Source organism: Bifidobacterium asteroides (assembly GCF_009683175.1).
Taxonomy (GTDB): Bacteria; Actinomycetota; Actinomycetes; order Actinomycetales; family Bifidobacteriaceae; genus Bombiscardovia; species Bombiscardovia asteroides_H.
In genome coordinates this window covers 709,951-732,753 of the sequence record NZ_WKKW01000001.1, presented here as the reverse complement: position 1 = coordinate 732,753, position 22,803 = coordinate 709,951, and the positions used below count along the sequence as shown (strand labels likewise).

Genomic DNA, 22,803 nt, shown 5'->3' with positions numbered 1-22,803 from the left:
CGTGTATAGTATCTACTTGGCTCTTGAAAGTGCCCTGCCCCTATAGCTCAGTTGGCTAGAGCAGCTGACTCTTAATCAGCGTGTCCGGGGTTCGAGCCCCCGTGGGGGCACAGAGTCAAAGCCCTACAGCCGCAAAGGCTGCGGGGCTTTTCCTTTATCTACGCTAAGGCCTGCAAGCCCCAAAATGTATGCTAAATGTATACCAAATAGCAACAGGGGAATTCTGACACTCTCGACCTGAGATGAGACCTTGCCGAAGCGGGACGCTTTGAGGTCTGTTGATTAATCGGCTGGCGTGTTCCTCACGTTGCCTGTCTGCCGCCCTTCACCTACGCGGCGGTGGTCGTGAGGTATCTTGATGATGGCAGAAGAGCAAGGAGCCTGCTCTCTTGGGCAGGCATAAGGGGGCTGGCGTTGACGTATGTGACCATTCGCGATGTGGCCGAGCGGGCGGGGGTATCGCCTACCACTGTCTCACAGATTCTGCACGGCAAAGGCCGCTTTTCAAGCAAGACCAGAGATTTTGTGCTGAGTATGGTCAAGTCCATGGGTTACGTGCCCGACTCCCGGGCCCGGGCCATGCGCTCCGATCCGGTCAAGACGGTGGGGCTGTTGGTGCCGGACTTGCGCAACGCCTATTTCGCCGACATGGTTGCCTCCATGGAGGAGGAGCTCTATGCTCGCGGCATTTCGACGCTGATTGGTTCTTTCGGCGAGGATTCGGCTCGACAGGACTCTTTTCTGCGCAATATCATGGGCCAGCGGATCGACGGGGCCATCGTTGTGCCCAAGGGGGTGCCCACTCATGGCATCGAGGATGTAGTCAGATGGGGGCTGCCGCTGGTCTTTGTGGACCGACGGGTGCCTGGTCTGACTTCGGTGCCTTACATCGTTTCGGACCCCAGCCAGGGTATACGTCAGGCACTGCAGGCCCTTTTCCGGAAGGGTCATCGACGCGTCGGATTCGTCTCGCATTCCTCTTTGGCTTCGACCACCCTCTATGAGCGGGAGAGCGCCTTCCGTGAGCTGACCGCCGAGATGATGCCGGACTGTGACTGCCCGGTCGTGGATTGCCAGGGGGAGTATGACTCGCGTGTGGCGGGGCTGGATGTGCTGATGGCCCACCAGGTCACGGCTGTCATCTTCGGCTACTCGCCGGATGCCATCACCATGATCGGGCTGATGCAGAAGCGTCAGCTCGTCATTGGCGTGGACATCTCGGTGGTTTCCTTCGACGATATTGAGGTCTTTCGGCTTATGACCCCGCAGGTGTCGGTCATATCCCAACAGGCCCAGGAGATGGGTCGTCGAGGTGTTCGGGAAGTGCTGGAGCTGATCGGGGCCCGCGAGGAAGCCGCTGACGATGACGGGAAGGCCGCTTCGCCGCACGAGGCCAATGACAGCAGGGAGCGGCACATGGTAGCTATTCCTACCATCTTCATTGCCAGGGATTCGGTCGGCCCGCTGCATCGTGACTGACTGCAAGATCACATACCATACCTGATATTGCAAATCTGGTATTGACACGCCTCTGTTGACAGCAATGATTTAACGTTTTATCGTAATCATACGACAGCGATAAAACGTTAAACCAATGGCGTGAGCGCTGTACACCGGATGATGATGAAGCGTCGACTTTCCGTGGAATTGCGGGGGAGAGTAATGCCGGCCATCAACCTCACGGTCACGGCGACCGGGTGGCGGATGACCGCTGATGTGGGAATCGATGCTGACGAGAATGTCGCGTGACAGCTCGTCTGATTCCGGTTGACGGGAGTTCCGAGAGGAACGGAAACGAGGAAATCAATGGAGAGCCGGAAGAAATCAATTCTATGCGTTGACACGGGTGTGGACGATGCCCTCGCACTTTGCTATGCCCTGTCTCACGAGGATCTTGACCTGATCGGGATCTGTGCCTCCTATGGCATGGCTACTGTCCCCAAGACCTACTCCAACACCAAGCACATTGTGAACATGATGGGTCGAGAAGACATCCCAGTCTATATGGGCAGTGAGAAGCCCTTGAGCCGTACCCGTGAATACAACGGCATGTTTCATGGCATGGATGGTCTGGGTAATCAAAATCTGCCCGACATCAGTGGTGACGCCCAGCCCGAAGAATCCATAGACTTCATCATCAACAGCATCAAACAGTATGGTGATGATCTGCAGATTATCACCACAGGTCCCATGACTGATATGGCCAAGGTGCTCATGCGCTTTCCCGAAGGCACCATACCAACTTTTACATTAGTGAGTATGGCGGGTGCGGCTATTACGCCCGGTAACAGCGGCCCCTATGGGGAGGCTAACGCCAAGGCCGATCCGGAGGCTTCTAAAATCGTGCTGGAGTCTGGTGTAAACCTCACCATGGTTGGTTTGGATGTCACTAGGAAGACTCTGCTGACCAAGGAAAATCTGGAAGTCTGGCAAGGTTACGATACGCCCATGGCGCATGTGCTGAGCACGGCTGTTGAGTTCTACCTAGCTGAGTATAAGAAGTATCACCCGTATCTGGCTGGATGCGCATTGCACGATCCCCTGGCCGTCGGTGTGGCCATCGATCCGAGTCTTGTCACCACAATTCCCATGAATATGACTGTGACTACGACCGGTGAGGCGACTGGGAACACTATTGAAAATCTCGACAAGGTCGCGGAAAAGCCGACGACCAAAGTCGCACTGCTGGTCGATGCCGACCGGTTCATGAAGGATTTCTATGGCCACGTCAACGCGGCCCTGCAGTGAGTAGAGGGGAATGCAATGAACGAGACAACTCAAGAGCAGCGTGAGGAGTCGCTGATTCTCAAGGCGATGCCTTTTATGATTTTCCTCTGCTTCATGCAGGTGTTCAGCGATCAGATGTTTGGAATTGTGTCGCCTGATATCGCAAAAACTTTTGCACTGACGCCGGCTCAGGTAGGTTGGTTGACGACTATCGCCTCGCTGGTTTTCGGAGTCGGAGGAGCAATTTACTCGACTCTGTCAGATGATGTGTCACCCCGGAAATTATTTACTTTTGGAACTGTGATGTTCGGCTTGGGGTCGCTGTTGATGGTGGCCTTGCAGTTCTCCTTCTGGCTGATTATCGTCGCTAGATCCATCCAAGTAGTGGGCGCAGCGGTTATACCGGGTTGCTTCGTGGTTTTTGTGCGCAAGTATCTGTCTGCTGATAAACAAGCGAAGTATCTAGGCTTCAATACAGCCATGTTCCAGCTTTCAGCCGCTCTGGGCGCTGTGTTTGGCGGGATGATCAGCAAGTACATGTCTTGGCAGGTTACGATGATCATCCCTGTTCTGGTGCTGGTTGCACTTCCTGCTTTGCGCAAGTATTTGCCTGACACAGCCAAAGCTGATGAGGGACATACAGCCCAGCGAATAAATATTCCATCGGTCGTTGTTTTCTCTGCAGCGTTTGCATTGATCTTGCTGGCCATTAACAAGAACACTCTTCTATGGTGGGGAATAGCCGTGCTGGGAGTGGTTGTTTACGTGATTTGCTCGAAACTCGTTTCCAATCCCATTATTGATATTGCGCTGTTCAAGGTGCCCAAGCTGGTAACGGGTTCTTTGGTGGGTGCCATCGTCTATGGGACGCAGTCGGCTTTCTTCTTCGTCTTCCCGTTCCTGATGCAGGCCAATTATGATGTCAGCAGCGCTACAGTCGGCATGATGTATCTACCGGCTAATATCTGTGCCTTCTTGTCAGGCATGTCCTCAGGTTTTATCACCAATAAGGTGGGGGCGAAGAAAGGCTTCCAGATCGGGTGCACGGTTATTCTGCTCTCGCAGCTAATGTTTGGTTTCTTCATGGGTGGCAATATCGCCTTTATGTGGGTGGCGTTGGTGCTCTTCGGTGTTGGGTACACCATCATTTATCCTGCCTACAATTCAATCCTGCCTAATGCGTTGCCCAATGAGGTAGTCGGACGTGGTATGGCGGTCAACAATCTGCTAAAGCGACTGGTGCTTACGGCTATGATTGCCGCCTCAGGTGTGCTCATTTCTGGCTCTGCCCTGGGTAAGCGGTTGGTGCCGACCATGGGCCACACAGATCAGTCATTCATCTATTCCAATGTCTGCTTCATCTTTGCGGTGGTCATTGTTATTGGCATGGTGTCCTACTACTTCGTCTTCAAGAACGTGAAAGAGGACAAGCAGCAGGCCTGACGAGAATATTGCGAATTCATCGGCATTCCATGACTGGTTCCCTGCTGTCCTTTGGACTGGTGGGGAACCTGGCATGGACCCGTAGCGCCGGGAGTGTATCTCTTGGCGCGGGAAGGAACCATGATGAAACGTGGTTTGCGATATGACTTCTCGCTGCTGGCCCTCCTGCTCATACCAGTAGGCGTTTCGGTCAACGTGGTGGGTTATCAGCTGTCCTCGATTCTGAAATTCCCTATCTTCATCGACCAGATAGGCACCCTCTTTGTGTCAATGCTCGGCGGCCCTTGGGTGGGCTTGGTGACGGGACTCATGGGCAATGTGATCAATGGCATGCTCAATCCTGTGGCCTTCCCCTACGCCTTGGTCGCCATGACTACAGGGTTCGTGGCTGGGCTCCTCTCCCGCTGGCGGTGGTATACGAACATCGTCGGCGCAGTGGCCGCCTGCTTCGTGATCAGCATTGCGGCGGCCATAGTCAAGGCACCGGTCACCATAGCCGTCTTCGGCGGAGTCACTGGCGCCGGCAGCGATCTGCTCACGGCGGCCTTGCTGGTGACGGGGACCAGCCTGATCAAGTCGGTTTTTTCGACCAGCATATTTACCGCAGTGGCCTCCACAGCCATCGATGTCTCGGTTAGCTGGGTGATTCTGCGCAAATTGCCCGACAGGTTCCTGATCAAGTTCAATTACGGATCCCCCTATGTCAGGAAGGTTGCCACGGCATCATGACTGGTTTCATAGACCGACTGTATCCGTCCTCCAAGGCGGCCCTGGTGCTGCTTGCCATCATTGTCGGCATCTTCACCCCTGGGTACATTCTGCAATATGCCATGTTCCCGGTTTTTCTGTTGCTGGCGATCATGGCCGGTAACGGTATGAGGTTCTTCAAGGGCTTCCTCTCATCCGTGGGCACTGTCGTCCTGGTAATCTTCCTGGTGCAGGTCTTCATCGTCCGCTATCCAGACAGCGCGCATATCTGGGCATTCATTGCCTTGTCTCCCACAGGTCTGGACAAGAGCCTGGGAATCACTTCCAGAATCGTATCCAGCGCTTCGGCCATCATGTGGTACTTCCAGGTGACCACGCCCAAGGACATGGTCTACGCCATGGAACAAGCGCATCTGCCCAAGAAGGTTACCTTTGTGATCATGTCGACCATTGGCATGGTTCCTCAGGTGATCAATCGTTCCAGGACCATTATGGATGCGCAGAAATCCCGTGGCATCGAGACCGAGGGCAACGCCTGGGCGCGGGTGAAGTCCTTCGTGCCCATGTTGGGACCATTGATTTTCTCCCTGATTCAGCAAACCGAGGAACACGCTCTGGCACTGCAGTCACGGGCTTTCCTGGCGCCTGTTCCCAAGACCTCCCTTTATCGCCTGGACAAACACACGATCGACCGGGTGATTCAGGTGATCTGCTTGCTGCTGTTGATCCTGTTTGTCGTATGGAGGGTCTGGAAATGAGTGTCATCAGTCTGGAACATGTGGGATACCGTTATCCTCTGGGCCGTGAGGATGCCGTGCATGATGTCTCCTTCCAGGTGGAGCAGGGGCAGGTCTGTGCGCTTCTGGGTGCCAATGGGTCGGGGAAGACCACTATCTGCAATCTGATCCGCGGCTTCATACCGCGCTTTTACCGGGGAGAGCCGACGGGTCAGGTTCAGCTGGCCGGAAGGCCTGTGGAGCAATACGATGACGCGGAACTGACCGAAACCGTCGGCTACTCCTTCCAGAACCCTTTTACGCAGATGTCCGGTGTCAAAGACAATGTCCGGGAGGAGATCGCCTATGCGCTGGAGAACCTCGGCGTGGAGAGGGAGGCGATGGCCGCGCGCGTGGATGCCATGATTGATCTGCTTCACCTGGACGACATCGCCGATGCCAATCCTCTGGAGCTTTCCGGAGGGCAACGGCAGCGAGTGGCCATTGCCGCGGTGCTGGTGACGGACCCACCCATTGTCGTTTTGGATGAACCCACCTCTCAGCTGGATCCGCAGAGCACCGAGGATGTATTCAACATCATCGCTCTGCTCAAGCGCCAGGGCAAGACCGTCATCCTGGTTGAGCACAAGATCGATCTGGTGGCCCGTTACAGTGACCTGGTCATCCTCATGGAAGGCGGCCGGGTGGCCATGAGTGGGCCAGCGCGTCGTGTGCTGACCGATCCGCAGGTCTTGGATCATGGTGGTCAGTTGCCCGAGGTCACCCGCTTCTTTCTGGAGCGCAACAAGAAGCTGGGGTTGAATGATCCCGTGCCGCTCTCGGTCGAGGATGCCATAAAACGTTACGGACGGAAAGGGGCCTGAAGATGGCCTATCTTGAGTTGGATAAGGTCGGATATACCTATCCAAATGGATATCAGGCTTTGCGGGAGGTCAGCCTGTCATGCGAGCTTGGGGAAGCTGTTGCCATCATCGGCCGCAACGGGGCCGGCAAGACCACCATGGTCAAACTTATGAATGGACTGCTCAAGCCCACTCATGGTCGCGTCATGGTGGACGGGACCTCCACGGATCAAGAGGATGCCGCCCATGTGGCAGCCAAGGTCGGCTATGTCTTTCAGAATCCGGACGATCAGATCTTCCAGGACAGCATCCGCCGGGAAATAGCCTATGGGCTGGTGAAAAAGCATGTTGCCCGGGACCGTATCGGGGGGCGGGTTGCTTGGGCCGCTGAAGTCTGCGGTTTGGGTGACAGCCTGGATTCCCATCCCTATGACCTTCCCTTCTCGCAGCGCAAGTTCGTCACCATAGCCTCGGCTTTGGTCATGGACCCTCAGGTGCTGATTCTGGACGAGCCTACCGCCGGTCAGGACAGGGCCGCTACGGACCTGCTGGCAGGGATAATCCAGCAGGTGACGGCAATGGGCAAGACGGTCATCACCATCAGTCATGACATGGAGTTCGTCACTCGTCATTTCCAGCGGGGCATTGTCATGGCCGACAGACAGATCCTCATGGATGGGCCCATCGCTCGGATCTTCAGGGATGATGATCTGCTTGAACAGGCTCATCTGGCCCGTCCCTATCTGGCGCAGTTGGCCCAGGCCTGGGGCTTCCACGACGTGCTCACCTCTGAGGATTTCATGGCGGCCCTGCCCCAGACATCATTACTGACAAATCAGTGACACTGCCCCCCCCCCCCCCTGGATAAGGCTCCGGCGGTTTATGAAGTCTATGTGCCTGATTGAGTGGGGGCTCTGCTCGTTTTCCCTAGAGGTAGTGCACTCCATGCGATTCTCAATGCGTCACAATCAGTGGTAGTTGGCATAGAATATCTATGCCGGTTGAAGTGCAGTCGTGTTGATGGTGACACGCGGTTGGGGCTGGCGCGATATCGGATTTCAAAGAATTACTTGAATCAATGGAGATCATGAGCGCTTCTCGGTCTAGTGTCATCACCTGTTTCTATTGAAAGATGCCCGTGCCTTGGTCACAAGGCGGCATCGAGAGAGGGGTGAAGGGTCGAGTGGAATATTCGCTCATGACCAAGCTGGCCGTTGAATGTGTCGGGAACGGCGCGGTCGCCGACGTGGACCTGGAGGGCACCAAGGGCCACCATTCCGGCTGGCTCACCATCGCCATGGGATATGGCTTCGGAGTCATGTTTCTCGTGCTCATGTTCGGCGGGTATCCGGAACCCACATCAACCCGGCCATGACTCTGGGGCAAGCCGTCATCGGCATCTTCCCCTGGAGTCAGGTTCTGCCTTATATTCTCGCGCAGTTGATTGGAGCAGCCATGGGTCAGCTGGTTGTCTATGTCTGCTACTTCCCGCACTACCGCATGACCAAGGAGCCTGCGCCGATTTTGGGCACCTTCTGCACCACTGATGCCTCGGGATCGCTGGTCAATTATTTTATCAATGAGTTCTTTGGCACGCTGGCTGGTGCTGGTTCTGGGAGCCCTCTGCTGTTTGCAGGGCCCATGGGGGTCTCAGGGGTTGGCTGCCGCCTCCATCGTCGTCGGCTTGATCGTCTGGGGGCTGGTCACCTCTCTGGGCGGTCCCACGGGCCCTGGTCTGAACCCCGCACGAGACCTGGTGCCGCGCTTCCTGCACTGGATTCTGCCCGTACCCAATAAGGGGGACTCACGCTGGGGCGAGGCTTGGATTCCAGTGGTGGCACCCATCGCCGGTGCCATCGTCGGAGCCGCGATTTTCAAGGTTCTTTTCGCTCCCTGATCAGCAGCTTGGTGACAAGGCCCCAAGCTTCATCTTGGAGGCTCAAGACCTTATTGATTGCGTTGTCAAGCTTGTGGGTAGTCAAGCTTGAATGGTTCGTCCTGCTATGGATATTATTGACCATATATGCCCGATTCCTCGCAATGAGTGCATCGGAGATGGGAAGGCAGGTACGACCATGGGGCGTCTTCAAGGCAGGAAAGAGCGCGAGCCGTTTGTGCTCGAGCACGCGAGTATCGCGACCGGAGATGAGCAAGGCACGGTCCAGAAGGATATGTCTGTTCTGGTGTCCGCGGACGGCCGGATAGAGCAGGTCTGCCCAACCCCGCTGGCCTACGTGCCTTCCGGATACCACCGGATCAACGCTACGGGCAAGTTTGTGGCACCGGGACTCATCAATGCCCATACCCATCTCTTTGCCGACGGCAAGCCCCTGTCTGGCGGTACGGACCTGTCGCCGCGTGTGGTCAATGCCGGCTTGAAGGTGGTGCACAGCCCTGCCGGCAGAGTCCTCATGGACGCCAGGATCAAAGGCAACGTTTCTACACTGTTGAACTCGGGCGTCACGACCATTCGTACCCTGGGTGATGTGGGCTATGAGGCGGTTCGTCTGCGCGACAAGATTGATGCCGATGAACTGACCGGTCCGCGCATGCTGGCTGCCGGTCCACTCCTGGCGATTCCAGGAGGGCATGGCGATCCTTTCATCGCCCTCTCCTGCTCCTCTCCAGAAGAGGCCAGGCGTCGAACCAGGGAGAACCTGGATCATGGTGTCAATGCCATCAAGGTGGCTGCGACCGGCGGCGTCACCGATGCCACCAAGCTTGGCGAGGCCGGCAGCCCGCAGATGACCGAGGAGGAAATGGCTGCAGTCTGCGATGAGGCCCATGAGTTTGGTGTGCTCGTCGCAGCACACGCTCAGAGTCCCGAGGGGGTCAAGGCCGCTCTCAAGGCAGGCGTGGACACCATCGAACATGGCAGCGCCCTTGACGACGAGATGATCGGACTCTTCCTTGACAATCCGCGCTCGCTTCGTGGTTTCTCTGCCCTGGATCCCACCCTGTCCGCCGGGTTGCCGCTGGTCAAGATCAGCCAGCAGGAGCTCGGAATCAGCGACATAGTTCGTGGCAACTCCGAGCTGGTCGTCGATGGCATGGTCAAGAGCGCCAAGCAGGCTCATGAGAACGGCATTGCCGTCGGCGTTGGGACCGACACCGGCATGACCTTCGTGCCCCAGTACAGCACTTGGCGAGAGCTCGACTATCTGGTGCGGTACGCTGACTTCACCCCGGCTCAGGCCTTCCACGCCGCCACCCAGGTCAATGCCCGAAACCTCGGCTTCGACAATGTCACTGGCTCGGTCGACACGGGCAAGGATGCGGATCTGATCGTCCTTGACGAGGACCCTGCCAAGAATGTGCGGACCCTGGCTGACCCGAAGTTGGTCATTGTTCGTGGCAAGCCGGTCTGGCGCCCTGAGGTCAAGCACTTCGAGGAGATCGATCGCTTGCTCGACAGCTTCTGACCATTTACCTTGCGTGACCATTCAAGGGCATGTAGTAGTTTGACTGCCTGATGGTTTCTCGATGACCGGGTGGTATGCAAGCATGTCGGTATGCACAAGGGAGAACCGATAGTGGACCAGGTCGGCCAGGCCAAGGTCGTAGGAAGGTTGGCACCTTCGCCAACCGGGCGGATGCATCTGGGCAATATCTATGCATGTCTGGCGGCCTGGCTGGGTGTCAGGTCGCAAGGGCCTGGCGGGGTTCTGCGGCTTCGCATCGAAGACATAGATACGCCACGGGTGGTCAAGGACGCTGATCATTGGATCATGGATGACCTGGCCTGGCTGGGATTGGATTGGGATGGCGAGGTGGTCTACCAGTCCCAGCGCGCCGATGCCTACAGGCAGGCATTGAAGCTGCTGGAATCGCAGCAATTGGTAGGCGAGCAGCCGCTGATTTATCCCTGCTTCTGCTCCCGTGCCGACATCCGCGCGGCATCGGCGCCGAATGAAGGCGATGGGTTCATCGTCTATCCCGGCACCTGCCGAGGACTTTCCCCTGAGGTTGTCAGTGAACGGATGGCTCGAGGGCAGCGGCACAGTCTGCGAATCGCAGTCCCTGATCAGCCCGACGAACCGGATGCCATCTGTCGCTTCGACGATCTGATTTTTGGCCCGCAGTCATTCAACTTGCCTAGGCAGGTCGGCGATGTGGTCGTCAAACGTTCGGATGGTTTGGTTTCCTACCAGTTGGCGGTGACGGTGGATGACCTGGCCATGGGTGTCAACCAGATCGTGCGGGGAAGGGACCTCCTGAGGTCAACGGCCATTCAGATGTGGATCCGGAATCATCTTCAGCCACAGGCTCCTCGCGTTCAATATGCGCATCTGCCTCTGATTGATGGTGTGGACGGCAGGAGGATGTCCAAGCGTTTCGGATCGCCGGACCTGGGATCACTGAGAAGAGACGGCTGGTCGTCCAGGCAGGTGTTGGGGGTCTGTGGCTGGCTTCTGGGAATCTTGGACCGTCCCAGACCTGCCAGTGCTCGGGAACTGCTGGATGGTTTCACGTGGAACACTCTGGCCGCTGACCGCAAGGACCGACAGCTAAACCTGAGCGAGCTGAACGTTTCTGAAGCAAAACCGAGTCTGTAGGTTCTTCGATACTGAATTTCGTAGCTCGTTTCCGACATCGGCTTTCTCCCGGGCTCGTAGGCTTGCAGGTATGAGCCACTGGCTACCATGGCCTCAGTCAAGGCTTCCGGATTTTAAGGAGGTAGCGGGTCATGGTCGCCTATATGGACCACAAGGATCTGGGCAATCAGCAGATTAGCAGAGAACGGGCCGTACAGATTGCGGATGGGGTCAAGCGTGTGGCCGACAGGATCGCCAAAGCGGAAGACTCCGCTGGTCGAAAAGAAGGCTCGGTAACCCTGCTGGCGGCCACCAAGACCCGCGATGTGGGCGAGATTATGGCAGCGATCGATGCCGGGGTGCGTCGGATCGGCGAGAACCGTCCCCAGGAGGTCACCGCCAAGGCCCAGGGATTGCTGGAGCTCTGTCGGGACAGGGGACTGGCTCTTGGCACCGACCTTGTAGACAGTGATTCATCAAGCGCCAGCCTGGGCTTCCACCTTATCGGGCAGCTCCAATCCAACAAGATCAATAAGATTCTGCCGTATGTCGACACGGTCGAGTCTGTCGATGGGCCCTCGCTGGCCCGAAAGCTGGCCACGCGGGCACTGGCTGCAGGCAGGACTGTGGGCATACTCCTGGAGGTCAACGAGTCCGGCGAGCAGGCCAAGTCGGGATGTGCCCCCGACAGGGCCCTGGATCTGGCCTATGAGCTGGCAGCTATGGAGGGGATTCGGCTTAAGGGTCTGATGACCGTCGGCGCACATGTGGACGATGAGGCCATCATCAGGAGCGGATTCGCCCATTTGCGCGGTCTGCGCGACCGCATCAGGGATTCGGGGGAGCCGGGCACCGACACCTGCACCATGCTGTCCATGGGAATGACCGGAGACATGGAGTATGCAGTGGCTGAGGGGTCGACCGAGGTTCGTGTGGGCACAGCCATCTTCGGACCGCGGGCTTTTATCTGACCAGCCACTGCCTGTTTCGGAACCCGAACCTATCAAGCGGCCCGGCCTGGGGCTAGACTGTGCCCTATGAGAATCGCGCGTTTTTCCTACAAGGACACCCCACGATATGCTTTCGTCCAAACTGATAAGCAGGACGGCAAGGATTACCTGGTCGAGCTGAGCGGCTACCCCCTGACCGGTCAGCAGGTCGAACCCACCGGCAAGCGTTACCCCCTGGACGACGAGGATGTGCGGCTGCTGGCTCCGGTCATCCCCTCCAAGATCTACGGGGCGGCCAAGAACTACCGAGCTCACGCCGCCTACATGGCCGAGCATGGCCAGTCCTCGGACGCGGAGCCTCCGGAGAAGCTCATGCTCTTCATGAAGCCCTCCACCTCGGTCATCGGCCCTGACGACCCCATCGTCAAGCCCTCCTACAGCAAGGACATGAACTACGAGCCCGAGGTTGCCGTTGTCATGGGCAGGATGGCGCGGAAGGTGAGCGTCAACGAGGCCATGGACTATGTGCTGGGCTACACCTGCGTCAATGACGTAACCCTGCGCGATCTGCAGAAGAATGATCCTATGTGGACCCGCTGCAAGGGCTTCGACACCGCCTGCCCCCTCGGGCCTTGGATCGAGACCGACCTGGACTATCGGGATGCGAAGATCTCCTTCAGGCTCAACGGGGAAGAGGTGCCCGAGGCAAGCGGCACCACCGCCAACCTGATTCACTCCATTCCTGAGCAGATCGCCTTCATCTCCAGTTTCGCCACACTGCTGCCCGGCGATGTTATCATGACCGGTACCCCGCACGCCACGGGTTCCTTGAAAAACCGTGACGAGGCCACTGTCCAGGTGGAGGGAATCGGCTACCTGCGCAATGTGGTCATTGACGAGTAGCAAATAGCAGGAAAACAAACGATATAAAAACTTGAGTCGTTAAGGCTCAAGTTTGGGAATAGGTGTCCTCCTTTCGCTGTTGTAGAAGACAGATGAACCCGTGACGGGGTCTGGTCGAGTGATTCGGCTGGCCCCGCCGAAGAATGTTGGAGGATGCTCTATGAACGAAAACTTCACCACCATGGCTCAGCAGGCCATAGGCGATGCCATTCAGTCGGCCTCGGCTGCCGGCAACCCCCAGGTGGATGTGCTCCATCTGCTGGACTCCCTGCTGCGTCAGCAGTCCGGCGTGGTACCTGGACTGATCCAGGCCGCAGGCGGCGACAGCCAAAGAGTCGGTGCCGAGGTCCGTCAGGCCCTGGTGGCCCTGCCGTCGGCCAGCGGATCCACGGCCTCGCAGCCCGATGCCAGCCGTCAGCTCAGCATGGCCCTGGCCCAGGCTGAGAAGGAAATGCAGGCCATGGGGGACGAGTACGTCTCCACCGAGCACCTGCTCATCGCCATCGCCCAGGGTCCCTCGCAGGCCGCCGATATTCTGAATCGGAACGGTCTGCAGGCCGATACCCTGCGCAAGGCTGTGCCCCAGGTGCGCGGCGGCGCCAAGGTGACCAGCCCGGATGCCGAAGGCACCTACAAGGCCCTGGAGAAGTACTCCACCGATCTGACCGCCCAGGCCAAGGAGGGCAAGCTGGACCCGGTCATCGGCAGGGACCAGGAAATCCGTCGTGTCATGCAGATCCTGTCGCGGCGCACCAAGAACAACCCTGTTCTCATCGGTGAGCCCGGCGTGGGCAAGACAGCTGTGGTCGAGGGGCTGGCCGAGCGCATCGTGGCTGGCGACGTACCTACCACCCTGCAGGGCAAGAGACTGATCTCACTGGATCTGAGCTCCATGGTGGCTGGCAGCAAGTACCGCGGCGAGTTTGAGGAACGACTCAAGGCCGTTCTCAACGAGATCAAGAGCGCCAACGGTCAGGTCATCACCTTCATCGACGAGATTCACACCATCGTCGGTGCTGGTGCCGCCGAGGGATCCATGGACGCGGGCAACATGCTCAAGCCCATGTTGGCCAGGGGTGAACTGCGCCTGATCGGTGCCACCACCTTGGACGAATACCGCGAGAATATCGAGAAGGATCCGGCTCTGGAGCGCCGCTTCCAGCAGGTCTTCGTAGGCGAGCCCTCCGTGGAGGACACCGTGGCCATCCTGCGTGGTCTCAAGCAGCGTTACGAGGCCCACCACAAGGTGACCATCGGGGATGATGCCCTGGTGGCTGCGGCCACGCTGTCCAACCGGTACATATCTGGTCGTCAGCTGCCCGACAAGGCCATCGACCTGGTTGACGAGGCCGCTGCCCACCTGCGGATGGAGCTGGACTCCCAGCCTGAGGAGATCGACGAGCTTCAACGCCGCGTCACCCGTCTGGAGATGGAGGAGATGCAGCTGAAGAAGGCCGATGACCCCGCCTCCAAGGACCGTCTGAGCAAGCTGCAGGCCGAGCTGGCGGATTCCCGCGAGAAGCTGGGTGGTCTCAAGGCCCGCTGGGAGAACGAGAAGGCCGGCCACAACAAAGTCGGCGACCTGCGCGCCCAGCTGGATGCCAAGCGGGTCGAGGCCGACAAGGCCACTCGTGAGGGCGACCTGGAGAAGGCCTCCCGCATTCTCTACGGGGAGATCCCCGGCATTCGCAAGCAGCTGGCCCAGGCGGAGAACGCGGCCGAGCAGGCCAAGAACGCCGCCAATGATGCGGGTCCCGATGGAGCTGACATCGCCGGCGGCCCGGCCCAGGAGCCCATGGTTCCTGACCATGTGGATGCGGATTCCGTGGCTGAGATCGTCTCTGATTGGACCGGCATCCCTGTGGGACGGCTCATGGAGGGCGAGAACGAGAAGCTCCTGCATATGGAGGACTACCTGGGCAAGCGGGTGGTCGGCCAGCAGGAGGCCATCCATGCAGTCTCCGACGCGGTCCGGCGCTCGCGTGCCGGCATCGCCGACCCCGATAGGCCCACTGGATCCTTCATGTTCCTGGGCCCCACGGGCGTAGGTAAGACGGAGCTGGCCAAGGCCCTGGCAGACTTCCTCTTTGACGACGAGAAGGCCATGGTCCGCATCGACATGTCAGAGTACATGGAGAAGGCCTCGGTCTCCCGGCTGATCGGCGCTGCCCCCGGCTATGTGGGCTATGAGGAGGGCGGCCAGCTGACCGAGGCCGTGCGTAGGCGGCCCTACTCGGTGGTCCTCTTCGATGAGGTGGAGAAGGCCAACCCTGAGGTCTTCGACCTGCTCCTGCAGGTCCTGGATGACGGCAGGCTGACCGATGGCCAGGGCAGGACGGTGGACTTCAAGAACACCATCCTGATCATGACCTCCAACCTGGGCTCGCAGTTCCTGGTCCGGGACGACCTGGATGAGGAAGGCAAGCGCAAGGCCGTCATGGATGCTGTGCACGCCAACTTCAAGCCCGAGTTCATCAACCGCTTGGACGATCTGGTCATCTTCCATCCGTTGACCCGCGACGAGCTGGGTTCCATTGTGGACATCCAGGTCAAGCAGGTGGCCCAGCGGCTGACCGATCGGCGCATCACTCTGGATGTCACCGACTCCGCTCGGGAGTGGCTGGCCAACATAGGTTATGATCCGGCTTTCGGCGCTCGTCCGCTGCGTCGACTGGTCCAGACTGAGGTGGGCGATCAGCTTGCCAGGATGCTGCTGGCTGGCAAGGTCCACGACGGCGACACGGTCCTGGTGGATCAGACCGGCGGCGATCACTTGGAGCTGACCGCCTGGACCACTGAAAACCTGGTCGATGACTCGGTCACGGTCGACGATGTGACGGCTGATGGCGACGCTGATGCTGATGCCGGTGATGCCGGACGCGATGGAGGTCGTGGCCGTCATGCCGCACGTGGTGACGATCAAGGTCAGACCCAGTCTCACTGAGGTCAATTGGGTCCGGCACCCGGGATCATTCCCGGGTGCCGAACCTTTTTGCTCCACAGATTGTTCTTTGTGGATTCAATCCATAGCAGCAGCCGGGTCCTTGCCCTCTTGCATGGACTCCCACTGGCTGTCGACGATGATCTGAGGGCGCCGTGCAGCGACTGTCGGGAGCTGGTCCGTGTCGATCAGGGCCAGGTGTAGCCAGCGGCGGCGCAGGTGCCGCAGCCGGTGCAGGCGACGAACGTTGAGCATGGCCAGGATGGTGGATAGGGCTCCTGTTACTGCTGCGATCATGGGGTTGAGCATCCAGCCCAGGAAAGGTTGGCAGATTCCGGTGGCAATGACCAGGGCGATCATGTTGTAGACGGTGGACCAGGTCAGGTTCTGCCTGATGACCTGGGTGGTGGCTCGGCTCAGTTCTATGGCTCTACTGGTCCCGTCCAGGTCGCCCTGGTGCAGGATCAGGTCCGGCTGCGGCGGGTCGGTGTCATCCTCGGCATGGTCCCTGTCGGCTTTGAGTTTTGGACCCAAAGTGATACCCACCTGAGCCCTGGCCGTCAGTTCGGGATCCGCTGCGGTTCCAGCCGCCAGAGCCACGAGGCTGGTGCGGTCCTGCTTTGAGCCTGATGCGGTGTCTTGACCAGTTCGATCCGCTGGTACGCCCCTGCTGGTCCGGGTCAGGTCGTGATTGAGCCGATCCATGCACTCGCGCTTGCGCTCGGGGGTCAGCCGGGTGATCAGCATATCCACACCTGCCTGACGGGCCGCCCGCTCAATCCTGTCGTCCGGCTGGTGGCTTCCATCCAGGATCAGGCTGCTCACCCGCAGGGAGCGTAGATGGGTGGCGGTCCTGGTCAGGGATTCCGTGTGGACACCTTGGCCCTCCGAGTCGTCGGGATCCAGCAGAGAGGAGTCGTCGAGAATTAAGGTGCGCACCCGCCCCAGGTGGTTCATGGCCCGCGGCGAAGTGAAGAGCAGACCGTGGGCCAGGCCCGTCTCCAGGCTGGTTCGAAAGGCCATGGGGATGGTCATGGCTGCGACGGCGGGAGAGGCGATGGTCAGCACACAGACGGCATTGCCTACAGCATGGGCCAGGTGGGGCTGTGGTCCCAGCATGAGCCAGAGCATGAAGGTCCAGACAGCCAGGATCATGATCAGGGCGATGGCTGTGTGGACGATTCGATCCATCCTGCGCATGGCGGGGGATCGCTCGACCAGGGCCTGAGGAATGATCTTCACGAGCCTGGCTGCATAGGTATTATCGCCGGCGGCATCCACGCGGATGGACAGTCGACCCTCCAGGACTTTGCTGGAGGCCAGGATCCGGTCGCCGGGTCCGCATGGCCGGGGTCGGTCGCCACCAGTCAGTTCGCTGTCGTCCACCAGGGCCGACCCTGACTCCACAACCCCATCGGCGGCTGGGCGCTCTCCTGTGCGTACCAGGAGCAGATCGCCTGGGTGGATCCGGTCGCGTGCAAGCATCTGGGCGGGAACTGTCTGCGGATGCTCGGAATCGGCCACCAGACCTGAGACTGGCCGGATCTCCGTAAGATGGTTCAGAGAGGCCACCAAGGATGCTTCCATTTTGGTGCCGATGACCCGGGCCAGCAAGAGGAGGGTGATGACCACGCCAATCAGATCGAAGTATGGGGATCGTGATCCCTCCGGCAGCAGGGATCCGGCCAGACAGGTGGCCAGGCTGTACAGGTAGGCCAGGCTTGTGGCCAGCATGGCCAGGAGATCGGGGCTGCAGCGGTGCTCGGTCATGGACTTCCAGCCATCCATGAGTATTCCACGGCCGCAGTAGAAGATGACCGGGGTTATCAGAATAGCCTGGACCCAGGGGCTGGCCAGCCAGGAGGGAATCAGATCAGGGCCGAATCGATCGAACAGATCCAGAACCAGGACGGGCGCGGTCAGCAGGGCACTTACGATGGTCGGCCTGAGCAGACGGTGGCTGCGGGAGTCCAGATCGGCTCCCCATTTGCCCCAATCCTCGGGATCGCGCCAGGAGCGGTTGGTCGGGGAGCCCGCGGCTGCATCCTGGTCACTGGTGTGGGCCGACGGCATAAGGAAGTACCAGATGATCAGCCAGGTGACCGCACAGGCCACGACCAGATCGGCTATCGCCAGGAAGATATCGATACCCACGGATCTCCTTCGGTCTTGCTCCAACCCCTTGATATTTCCTATTCTGCCCTTAATTGCGGTCCGGCACCGGTCTTAAGGCCGATTCCTTGCGGAAAAAACGAATTCTCCGATTATCGCCGGCAGCCTGCCGCGCCGATCTGGTTTCCGGGTCCAGTGCAGGAGGTTTACTAGAACATATGTTCGATTCTACGTCATCAGTGGTCATGGTGGTGCTTCTCCTGCTGATCGGTATAGTCCTGGGAGGACTGGCCGGGTATGTGCTGGGTCGTGCCCAGGGTCGGAAGGCCGTCGGTATGGGGTCCGACGGCCAGGTGGATGAGCTGCGCGCGCAGCTGGATCAGGCCCAGGAACGGCTACATGGATCCGATGCGGCTCTGGTTGAGGCACGGACCAAGGTGGACGGTCTGAACCGCGAGCTCTCCTTTGTCAAGTCCCAGCTGGCCCAGGCCCAGCAGGCCGAACAGATCAGAATCGAGCAGGAGCGCCGCCGCGCCCAGGCTCAGGAGGAGGAGAAGCGGCGCAAGCAGGCTGAGAGCATGGAGGAGGAGAGCAAGGTGCTCTCGGCTCTGGCCCCGGTGCAAAAGAATCTTGACGCCCTACAACACAAGGTTGCCCAGATCGAGGAGGGCCGCAAGCAGGAGATGGGCTCCCTGGGGCAGCAGCTGAAGAGTCTGGGCGAGCAGCAGGGGCGACTGGACAAGGAGACTAGCTCTTTGGCTTCGGCCCTGCGCAACAACAAGGTACGCGGCGCCTGGGGCGAGGCTCAGCTCAGGAATATCGTCGAATCTGCGGGGCTCCTGGAGCATGTGGACTTCGATACTCAGGTAGTGGTCACGGCCTCGGATGGTCGCGTCCTGCGCCCCGATATGGTGGTCCATCTGCCCGGCGGCAAGACCATTCCCATTGATGCCAAGGCCCCTTATTCCGACTACCAGCGGGCCTGCGAGATTCCCGATACTGCTTCGGACGACGAGCTGCGCCGCCGGGACGAACTGCTCAAGGCGCATGCCCGGGCCCTGCGCGAGCACGTCAAGGCCCTGGCCGATAAGGAATACTGGAACGCCTTCGAAACGGCCCCGGACTTCGTGGTGGCCTTCATCCCCAACGACTCCCTTCTGCAGGCCGCCCTGGAGGTGGATCCCACCCTGATGGATGATGCCTTTGCCCAAAAGGTGGCCCTGACCTCGCCGGTGACTCTCTGGGCTGTGCTCAAGTCGGTGGCCTATGCCTGGCAGCAGCAGAACCTGTCCGAGGACGCCCGGACTCTCTTTACATTGACCCACGAGCTCTATGACCGCTTTGTGGTCTTGGGTGATCGGGCCAACAAACTGGGCCGTTCCATCACTGCCACAGTGACCGCCTACAACAAGTTCGCCTCCTCTTTGGAGTCGCGCGTTCTGGTCACCGCCCGCAAGCTGCAGCAGATGGATCCCTCCAAGGTCATCGATTCGGTCGACATGATCGATTCAGACAAGGGCAATATCAGGGAGCTGACAGCTCCGGAAGTTTTGCCTGACCAAGGGCAGTGAGTGCCGCTTAGGGGCCTCCGGCGCTAGTCTGATAAGCATGAACGAGGCAACGAAGAGACAAGAGGGTTCATCCTTCAGGCCCACTGGGTCGCCTGATCTGGTCGGACGCAAATCCGACGTGGACCTGCCTGAGCCGGTCGATCAGCTGCGTGAACTCCTGACCCAGGAGATCGGCGGGCGTCCCTTCACCGAGCTGAGCGGGGTCACCTTTCATCATCGCGGGGCCGAACTTGCCGGGCATGTTCTTCTGGACACCCTGGAGGATGCGGGCTATTCAGTCGACGACTTCGATGCGGTTGGGGCCCTGACCGCCGCTGCCGTGCCACTGGCTGATGCCATGCTTCATGCCGCAGCCTCGCGTGGGCAGGATCTGGACGCCTTTGTCATGGACTTCGTTTACCCCTCCATCAAGGGCCCGTCCATCGAAGGCAGACGGGTTATCCTTCTGGATGCTTGGCTGGGCCGGAAATCCTATGTGCAGACCTCGTCCCTGGTTACCTTGGGCAGGAATAACGAACTCAATCTTGACTGCGGGATCATCCAGCGTCAGGGTGCCAAGACGTTGGCCATCGCCTCGCTGGTGGGTGGCCGGACCGATGGCAGCGTTCAGGTGGTCGATCCAGTGGACGGCTCCCGGCAAAGACTGCCTTTCATCTGCGCCTACCAGGAGGATCAATTCGTCGGTGCGGCCGATGACTCTCCGGAGCGGTCATGAGGGAACCTGATCCGGTGACCCGAGCGGCCATGGCCTCTGATGAGCCGGTCTTCCGCCAGGTGGGGGTCGGCCCCTGGCAGGAAGAGCATCCTGAGCAGCCCCTGCCGACGGACCAGCGCTATGACCCTGAACTGCTGGAGCAGGGGGATCGGCGCAACGTTTTGGACCGTTACCGATATTGGAAGGTCGATGCCATTCGGGACGACCTGGATCGCCGGGGCCGTCATGACTTCGAGGTGGCTGTGGAGAATTGGACCCACGATTTCAATATCGGCTCCATGGTCCGAACCGCCAACGCCTTCGCCGCCCGCTGCGTCCATATAGTCGGTCCTCACAAATGGAACCGCAAGGGCTCGTTGATGACCGAGCTCTACCAGCATGTGGTCCACGACCCCGACATAGCAACCATGACGGCCACCCTGCGAGAAGAGGCGGCCGGGCAGGGGGAGTCCACCCCCCGCATGATCGCCATCGACAACGTCCCCGGGGCCGTCCCCATGGAGACCTATCGCTTTCCCCGTCGCTGTCTGCTCATGTTCGGCGCTGAGGGGCCGGGGCTGTCCAAGAAGGCCTTGGAGCTGGCGGACGATGTGGTCTACATCTCCCAGTTCGGATCGGTGCGCTCCATCAACGCCGGGGCTGCGGCTGCCGTGGCCATGCACTCCTGGATCTGCCAGCACGCGGAGGTGGCGGGGCCATGATTGTCATCGACTCGCTGACCAAGCGCTTTGGCTCCCGCAAGGCACTGAACCGTGTCTCCTTCACGGCCAGGGACGGTCGGGTGACCGGGTTTGTGGGGCCTAAAGGTGCCGGCAAGTCGACCACACTGCGCACTGCTCTGGGGCTGGTTCGCCCTGATGCAGGAAAGGCCCTGTTCGATGGCCAGCCTTTCGTCCGGCTCTCATCGCCCATGCGGACAGCAGGAGCGATACTGAATCCACGCAACGCCCATCCTGCCTGCAAGGCCAGGGACCACCTGCTGGCCCTGGCCGCAGTCAATGGCATTGATCGACGTCGGGTGGACCAGGTGCTTGAGATGGTCGGCTTGCAATCGGTCGCCGACAGGCCGACAGGTTCCCTTTCTCTTGGGATGAGTCAGCGACTGGCCTTGGCTGCAGCCCTTCTGGGTGACCCGCACAACCTGGTTCTGGATGATCCCCTTTACGGTCTGGATCCCGGGGGAGCCGAGCGGGTGAGGGACATTTGGCGCGGTCTTGCCTCACAGGGCAGGGCAGTCCTCCTGAGCTCCCGTAAGATCAACGAGGTGGCTCAAATCGCCGACGATCTGGTCATCATCGCCAAGGGAAGGGTCCTGGAGAGAACGACAGTGGCCCGATTCATCGGCGAGCACTCCCGGGACTCCATCTATGCGGTAACGCCGCAGCCCGACCAGTTAAGGGCCGCCCTGGCCACGGCTGCCGGAATCAGCATCACCCGTCTGCCGCCAGACGAGAGCTGTCCGCCGGATGCCGCCCGTTTCCGCATCCAGGGCGCGCCCCTGGCTTCGACAGCCTCGATTCTGGCCCAGGAGGGCGTGGTGCTCTACGACTTCCAGCCGGAGAAAGCCTCCTTGGAACAGGCCTACAAGGACATGATTCACGGCAGAAGGGATGCGCGGCCATGAGTGCCGACAGCGGCCGCCGAGTCCGCCGGAGTCGGCGAGAGGTACCCGCAGGGCCTGATAATGCAACCCCACGGCATGGCTCCGCCTTCACGCGGCTGCGTCGGACTTCGGTGCTGTCCTTCCTGGATTCGCGTCGTCCGTCAGGTCAGCTGACCCTTTTCGGGGCGGTCCGAGGGGAGCTGCGCAAGATGCTCTCCCTACGATCTACCTGGGTCCTCCTCCTGATCGTCATGCTGCTGCAGCCATTGAGCGCCGGCCTGATGGCCTGTGCGACCCGGGTCCTGGCTGGCCCGGGTCGGCAGACCAATCACCTTCCGGATCACCTGCTGCCTGCCTCCGGTGACGTTTTCCGGTCGGCCATCGCGTCGGGCCTTTTCCCGGCCATGGTCGTGGCGGGCATTCTGGGGGTTCTGGTCCTTACGCGTGAGTTTTCCGGAGCCACCATTGAGAGCACGCTGACGGCCAATCCTCGTCGGGGCATGGTTCTGACGGCCAAGGGTCTTGCCTTGGCCTTGTTGACTTGGTTGGCGGCACAGGTAGGTCTGTTGCTCGGCTGGATCCTGGCGACCCTGATTCTGCCAGGCAAATCGGGGGCCTTGCCCGCCTACAAGCCCGGGCTTGCCATGATTGATCTGCTGGGCGGTCCGCTCATGCTGGTCCTCTTTGCTTTGACGGGCCTGGGTCTGGGGGCCTTGAGCCGCTCCAAGGCTGGTGGGATCGGCCTGTTCCTGGGGCTGACCGTGATTCTGCCATTGATTCTGGGACTCCTGGCGGGTTTGGTCCCTCATGCCGACCGGCTGCAGGTTCCCTTCAGCCTGACCCCAACCAGCCTGCTGAGCACCTTCCTTTCAGGTCTGGGCCAGGCAGCAGGGGCAGGCATCGGATGGTGGCCCACCTGGTGGCAGTCGGGCCTGATCATGATGGTCTGGACGGCTCTATGCTGTGCTCTGGGAACCCTGGTCTTTAGGCGCGCAGACATCGGTTGACCCTGTCTT

The 22,803-nt window shown here is 59.7% G+C and carries 19 protein-coding genes, 1 tRNA gene and 1 pseudogene; 20 read left to right on the top strand and 1 reads right to left on the bottom strand.

Annotated features, from left to right (window positions below):
• Positions 1 to 36 precede the first annotated feature (36 nt).
• The 15 genes and pseudogenes from GKC41_RS03195 to clpB all read left to right on the top strand — a co-directional run bounded on the left by GKC41_RS03195 (position 37) and on the right by clpB (position 15,789).
• A tRNA-Lys gene (locus tag GKC41_RS03195) sits at positions 37 to 110 on the top strand.
• Positions 111 to 423: 313 nt separating this feature from the next.
• Positions 424 to 1,479: a LacI family DNA-binding transcriptional regulator gene (locus GKC41_RS03190; protein WP_324612030.1), complete on the top strand. Its 1,056-nt coding sequence runs from the start codon at positions 424 to 426 to the stop codon at positions 1,477 to 1,479.
• Positions 1,480 to 1,599: 120 nt separating this feature from the next.
• On the top strand, positions 1,600 to 1,749 hold the full coding sequence (locus GKC41_RS08775) for a hypothetical protein (RefSeq protein WP_229281571.1): 150 nt from the start codon (positions 1,600 to 1,602) through the stop codon (positions 1,747 to 1,749).
• A 57-nt stretch (positions 1,750 to 1,806) separates the two neighbouring features.
• Complete coding sequence (locus GKC41_RS03185; protein WP_154312887.1) at positions 1,807 to 2,748, top strand: nucleoside hydrolase; 942 nt, start codon at positions 1,807 to 1,809, stop codon at positions 2,746 to 2,748.
• 15 nt (positions 2,749 to 2,763) lie between these two features.
• A complete protein-coding gene (locus GKC41_RS03180) occupies positions 2,764 to 4,170 on the top strand; it encodes an MFS transporter (RefSeq protein ID WP_154312886.1) in 1,407 nt (468 codons plus the stop codon).
• A gap of 123 nt (positions 4,171 to 4,293) precedes the next feature.
• Positions 4,294 to 4,899: an ECF transporter S component gene (locus tag GKC41_RS03175; protein ID WP_154312885.1), complete on the top strand. Its 606-nt coding sequence runs from the start codon at positions 4,294 to 4,296 to the stop codon at positions 4,897 to 4,899.
• On the top strand, positions 4,896 to 5,636 hold the full coding sequence (locus tag GKC41_RS03170; RefSeq protein WP_154312884.1) for an energy-coupling factor transporter transmembrane component T: 741 nt from the start codon (positions 4,896 to 4,898) through the stop codon (positions 5,634 to 5,636). The genes GKC41_RS03175 and GKC41_RS03170 overlap by 4 nt, the downstream gene beginning before the upstream one ends.
• A complete protein-coding gene (locus tag GKC41_RS03165; RefSeq protein WP_154312883.1) occupies positions 5,633 to 6,478 on the top strand; it encodes an energy-coupling factor ABC transporter ATP-binding protein in 846 nt (281 codons plus the stop codon). Before GKC41_RS03170 ends, GKC41_RS03165 begins: the two co-directional genes overlap by 4 nt.
• A 2-nt stretch (positions 6,479 to 6,480) precedes the next feature.
• A complete protein-coding gene (locus GKC41_RS03160) occupies positions 6,481 to 7,299 on the top strand; it encodes an energy-coupling factor ABC transporter ATP-binding protein (protein ID WP_154312882.1) in 819 nt (272 codons plus the stop codon).
• Between the two features lie 341 nt (positions 7,300 to 7,640).
• A pseudogene (locus tag GKC41_RS03155) lies at positions 7,641 to 8,354 on the top strand (MIP/aquaporin family protein).
• Between the two features lie 178 nt (positions 8,355 to 8,532).
• Positions 8,533 to 9,879, top strand: a complete 1,347-nt coding sequence (locus GKC41_RS03150; protein ID WP_154312881.1) for a metal-dependent hydrolase family protein — start codon at positions 8,533 to 8,535, stop codon at positions 9,877 to 9,879.
• A 90-nt stretch (positions 9,880 to 9,969) separates the two neighbouring features.
• Positions 9,970 to 11,013, top strand: coding sequence for a tRNA glutamyl-Q(34) synthetase GluQRS (gluQRS, locus tag GKC41_RS03145; protein WP_195760130.1), 1,044 nt, complete (start codon positions 9,970 to 9,972; stop codon positions 11,011 to 11,013).
• A 131-nt stretch (positions 11,014 to 11,144) separates the two neighbouring features.
• Positions 11,145 to 11,963, top strand: coding sequence for a YggS family pyridoxal phosphate-dependent enzyme (locus tag GKC41_RS03140; RefSeq protein WP_154312880.1), 819 nt, complete (start codon positions 11,145 to 11,147; stop codon positions 11,961 to 11,963).
• Between the two features lie 66 nt (positions 11,964 to 12,029).
• A complete protein-coding gene (locus GKC41_RS03135; RefSeq protein WP_154312879.1) occupies positions 12,030 to 12,845 on the top strand; it encodes a fumarylacetoacetate hydrolase family protein in 816 nt (271 codons plus the stop codon).
• 160 nt (positions 12,846 to 13,005) lie between these two features.
• A complete protein-coding gene (gene clpB, locus GKC41_RS03130) occupies positions 13,006 to 15,789 on the top strand; it encodes an ATP-dependent chaperone ClpB (protein WP_154312878.1) in 2,784 nt (927 codons plus the stop codon).
• Between the two features lie 75 nt (positions 15,790 to 15,864).
• On the opposite strand, the gene GKC41_RS03125 is transcribed toward clpB, so the two are convergent.
• Entirely contained in the window at positions 15,865 to 17,940 is a 2,076-nt protein-coding gene (locus GKC41_RS03125) for a hypothetical protein (protein WP_154312877.1), read from the bottom strand.
• A 176-nt stretch (positions 17,941 to 18,116) separates the two neighbouring features.
• On the opposite strand from GKC41_RS03125, the gene rmuC reads away from it, so the two are divergent.
• Genes rmuC through GKC41_RS03100 form a run of 5 tightly spaced genes read left to right on the top strand, consistent with a single transcriptional unit; the run spans position 18,117 to position 22,794 of the window.
• Positions 18,117 to 19,469 carry a DNA recombination protein RmuC gene (rmuC, locus tag GKC41_RS03120; RefSeq protein ID WP_154312876.1) on the top strand — a complete coding sequence of 451 codons (1,353 nt, stop codon included), beginning with the start codon at positions 18,117 to 18,119 and terminating at the stop codon, positions 19,467 to 19,469.
• A 37-nt stretch (positions 19,470 to 19,506) separates the two neighbouring features.
• Entirely contained in the window at positions 19,507 to 20,184 is a 678-nt protein-coding gene (locus GKC41_RS03115; protein ID WP_195760129.1) for an orotate phosphoribosyltransferase, read from the top strand.
• A complete protein-coding gene (locus GKC41_RS03110; protein ID WP_154312875.1) occupies positions 20,181 to 20,885 on the top strand; it encodes a TrmH family RNA methyltransferase in 705 nt (234 codons plus the stop codon). The genes GKC41_RS03115 and GKC41_RS03110 overlap by 4 nt, the downstream gene beginning before the upstream one ends.
• Entirely contained in the window at positions 20,882 to 21,808 is a 927-nt protein-coding gene (locus GKC41_RS03105) for an ATP-binding cassette domain-containing protein (protein ID WP_154312874.1), read from the top strand. The genes GKC41_RS03110 and GKC41_RS03105 overlap by 4 nt, the downstream gene beginning before the upstream one ends.
• Positions 21,805 to 22,794, top strand: a complete 990-nt coding sequence (locus tag GKC41_RS03100) for an ABC transporter permease subunit (protein ID WP_154312873.1) — start codon at positions 21,805 to 21,807, stop codon at positions 22,792 to 22,794. The genes GKC41_RS03105 and GKC41_RS03100 overlap by 4 nt, the downstream gene beginning before the upstream one ends.
• Positions 22,795 to 22,803 lie beyond the last annotated feature (9 nt).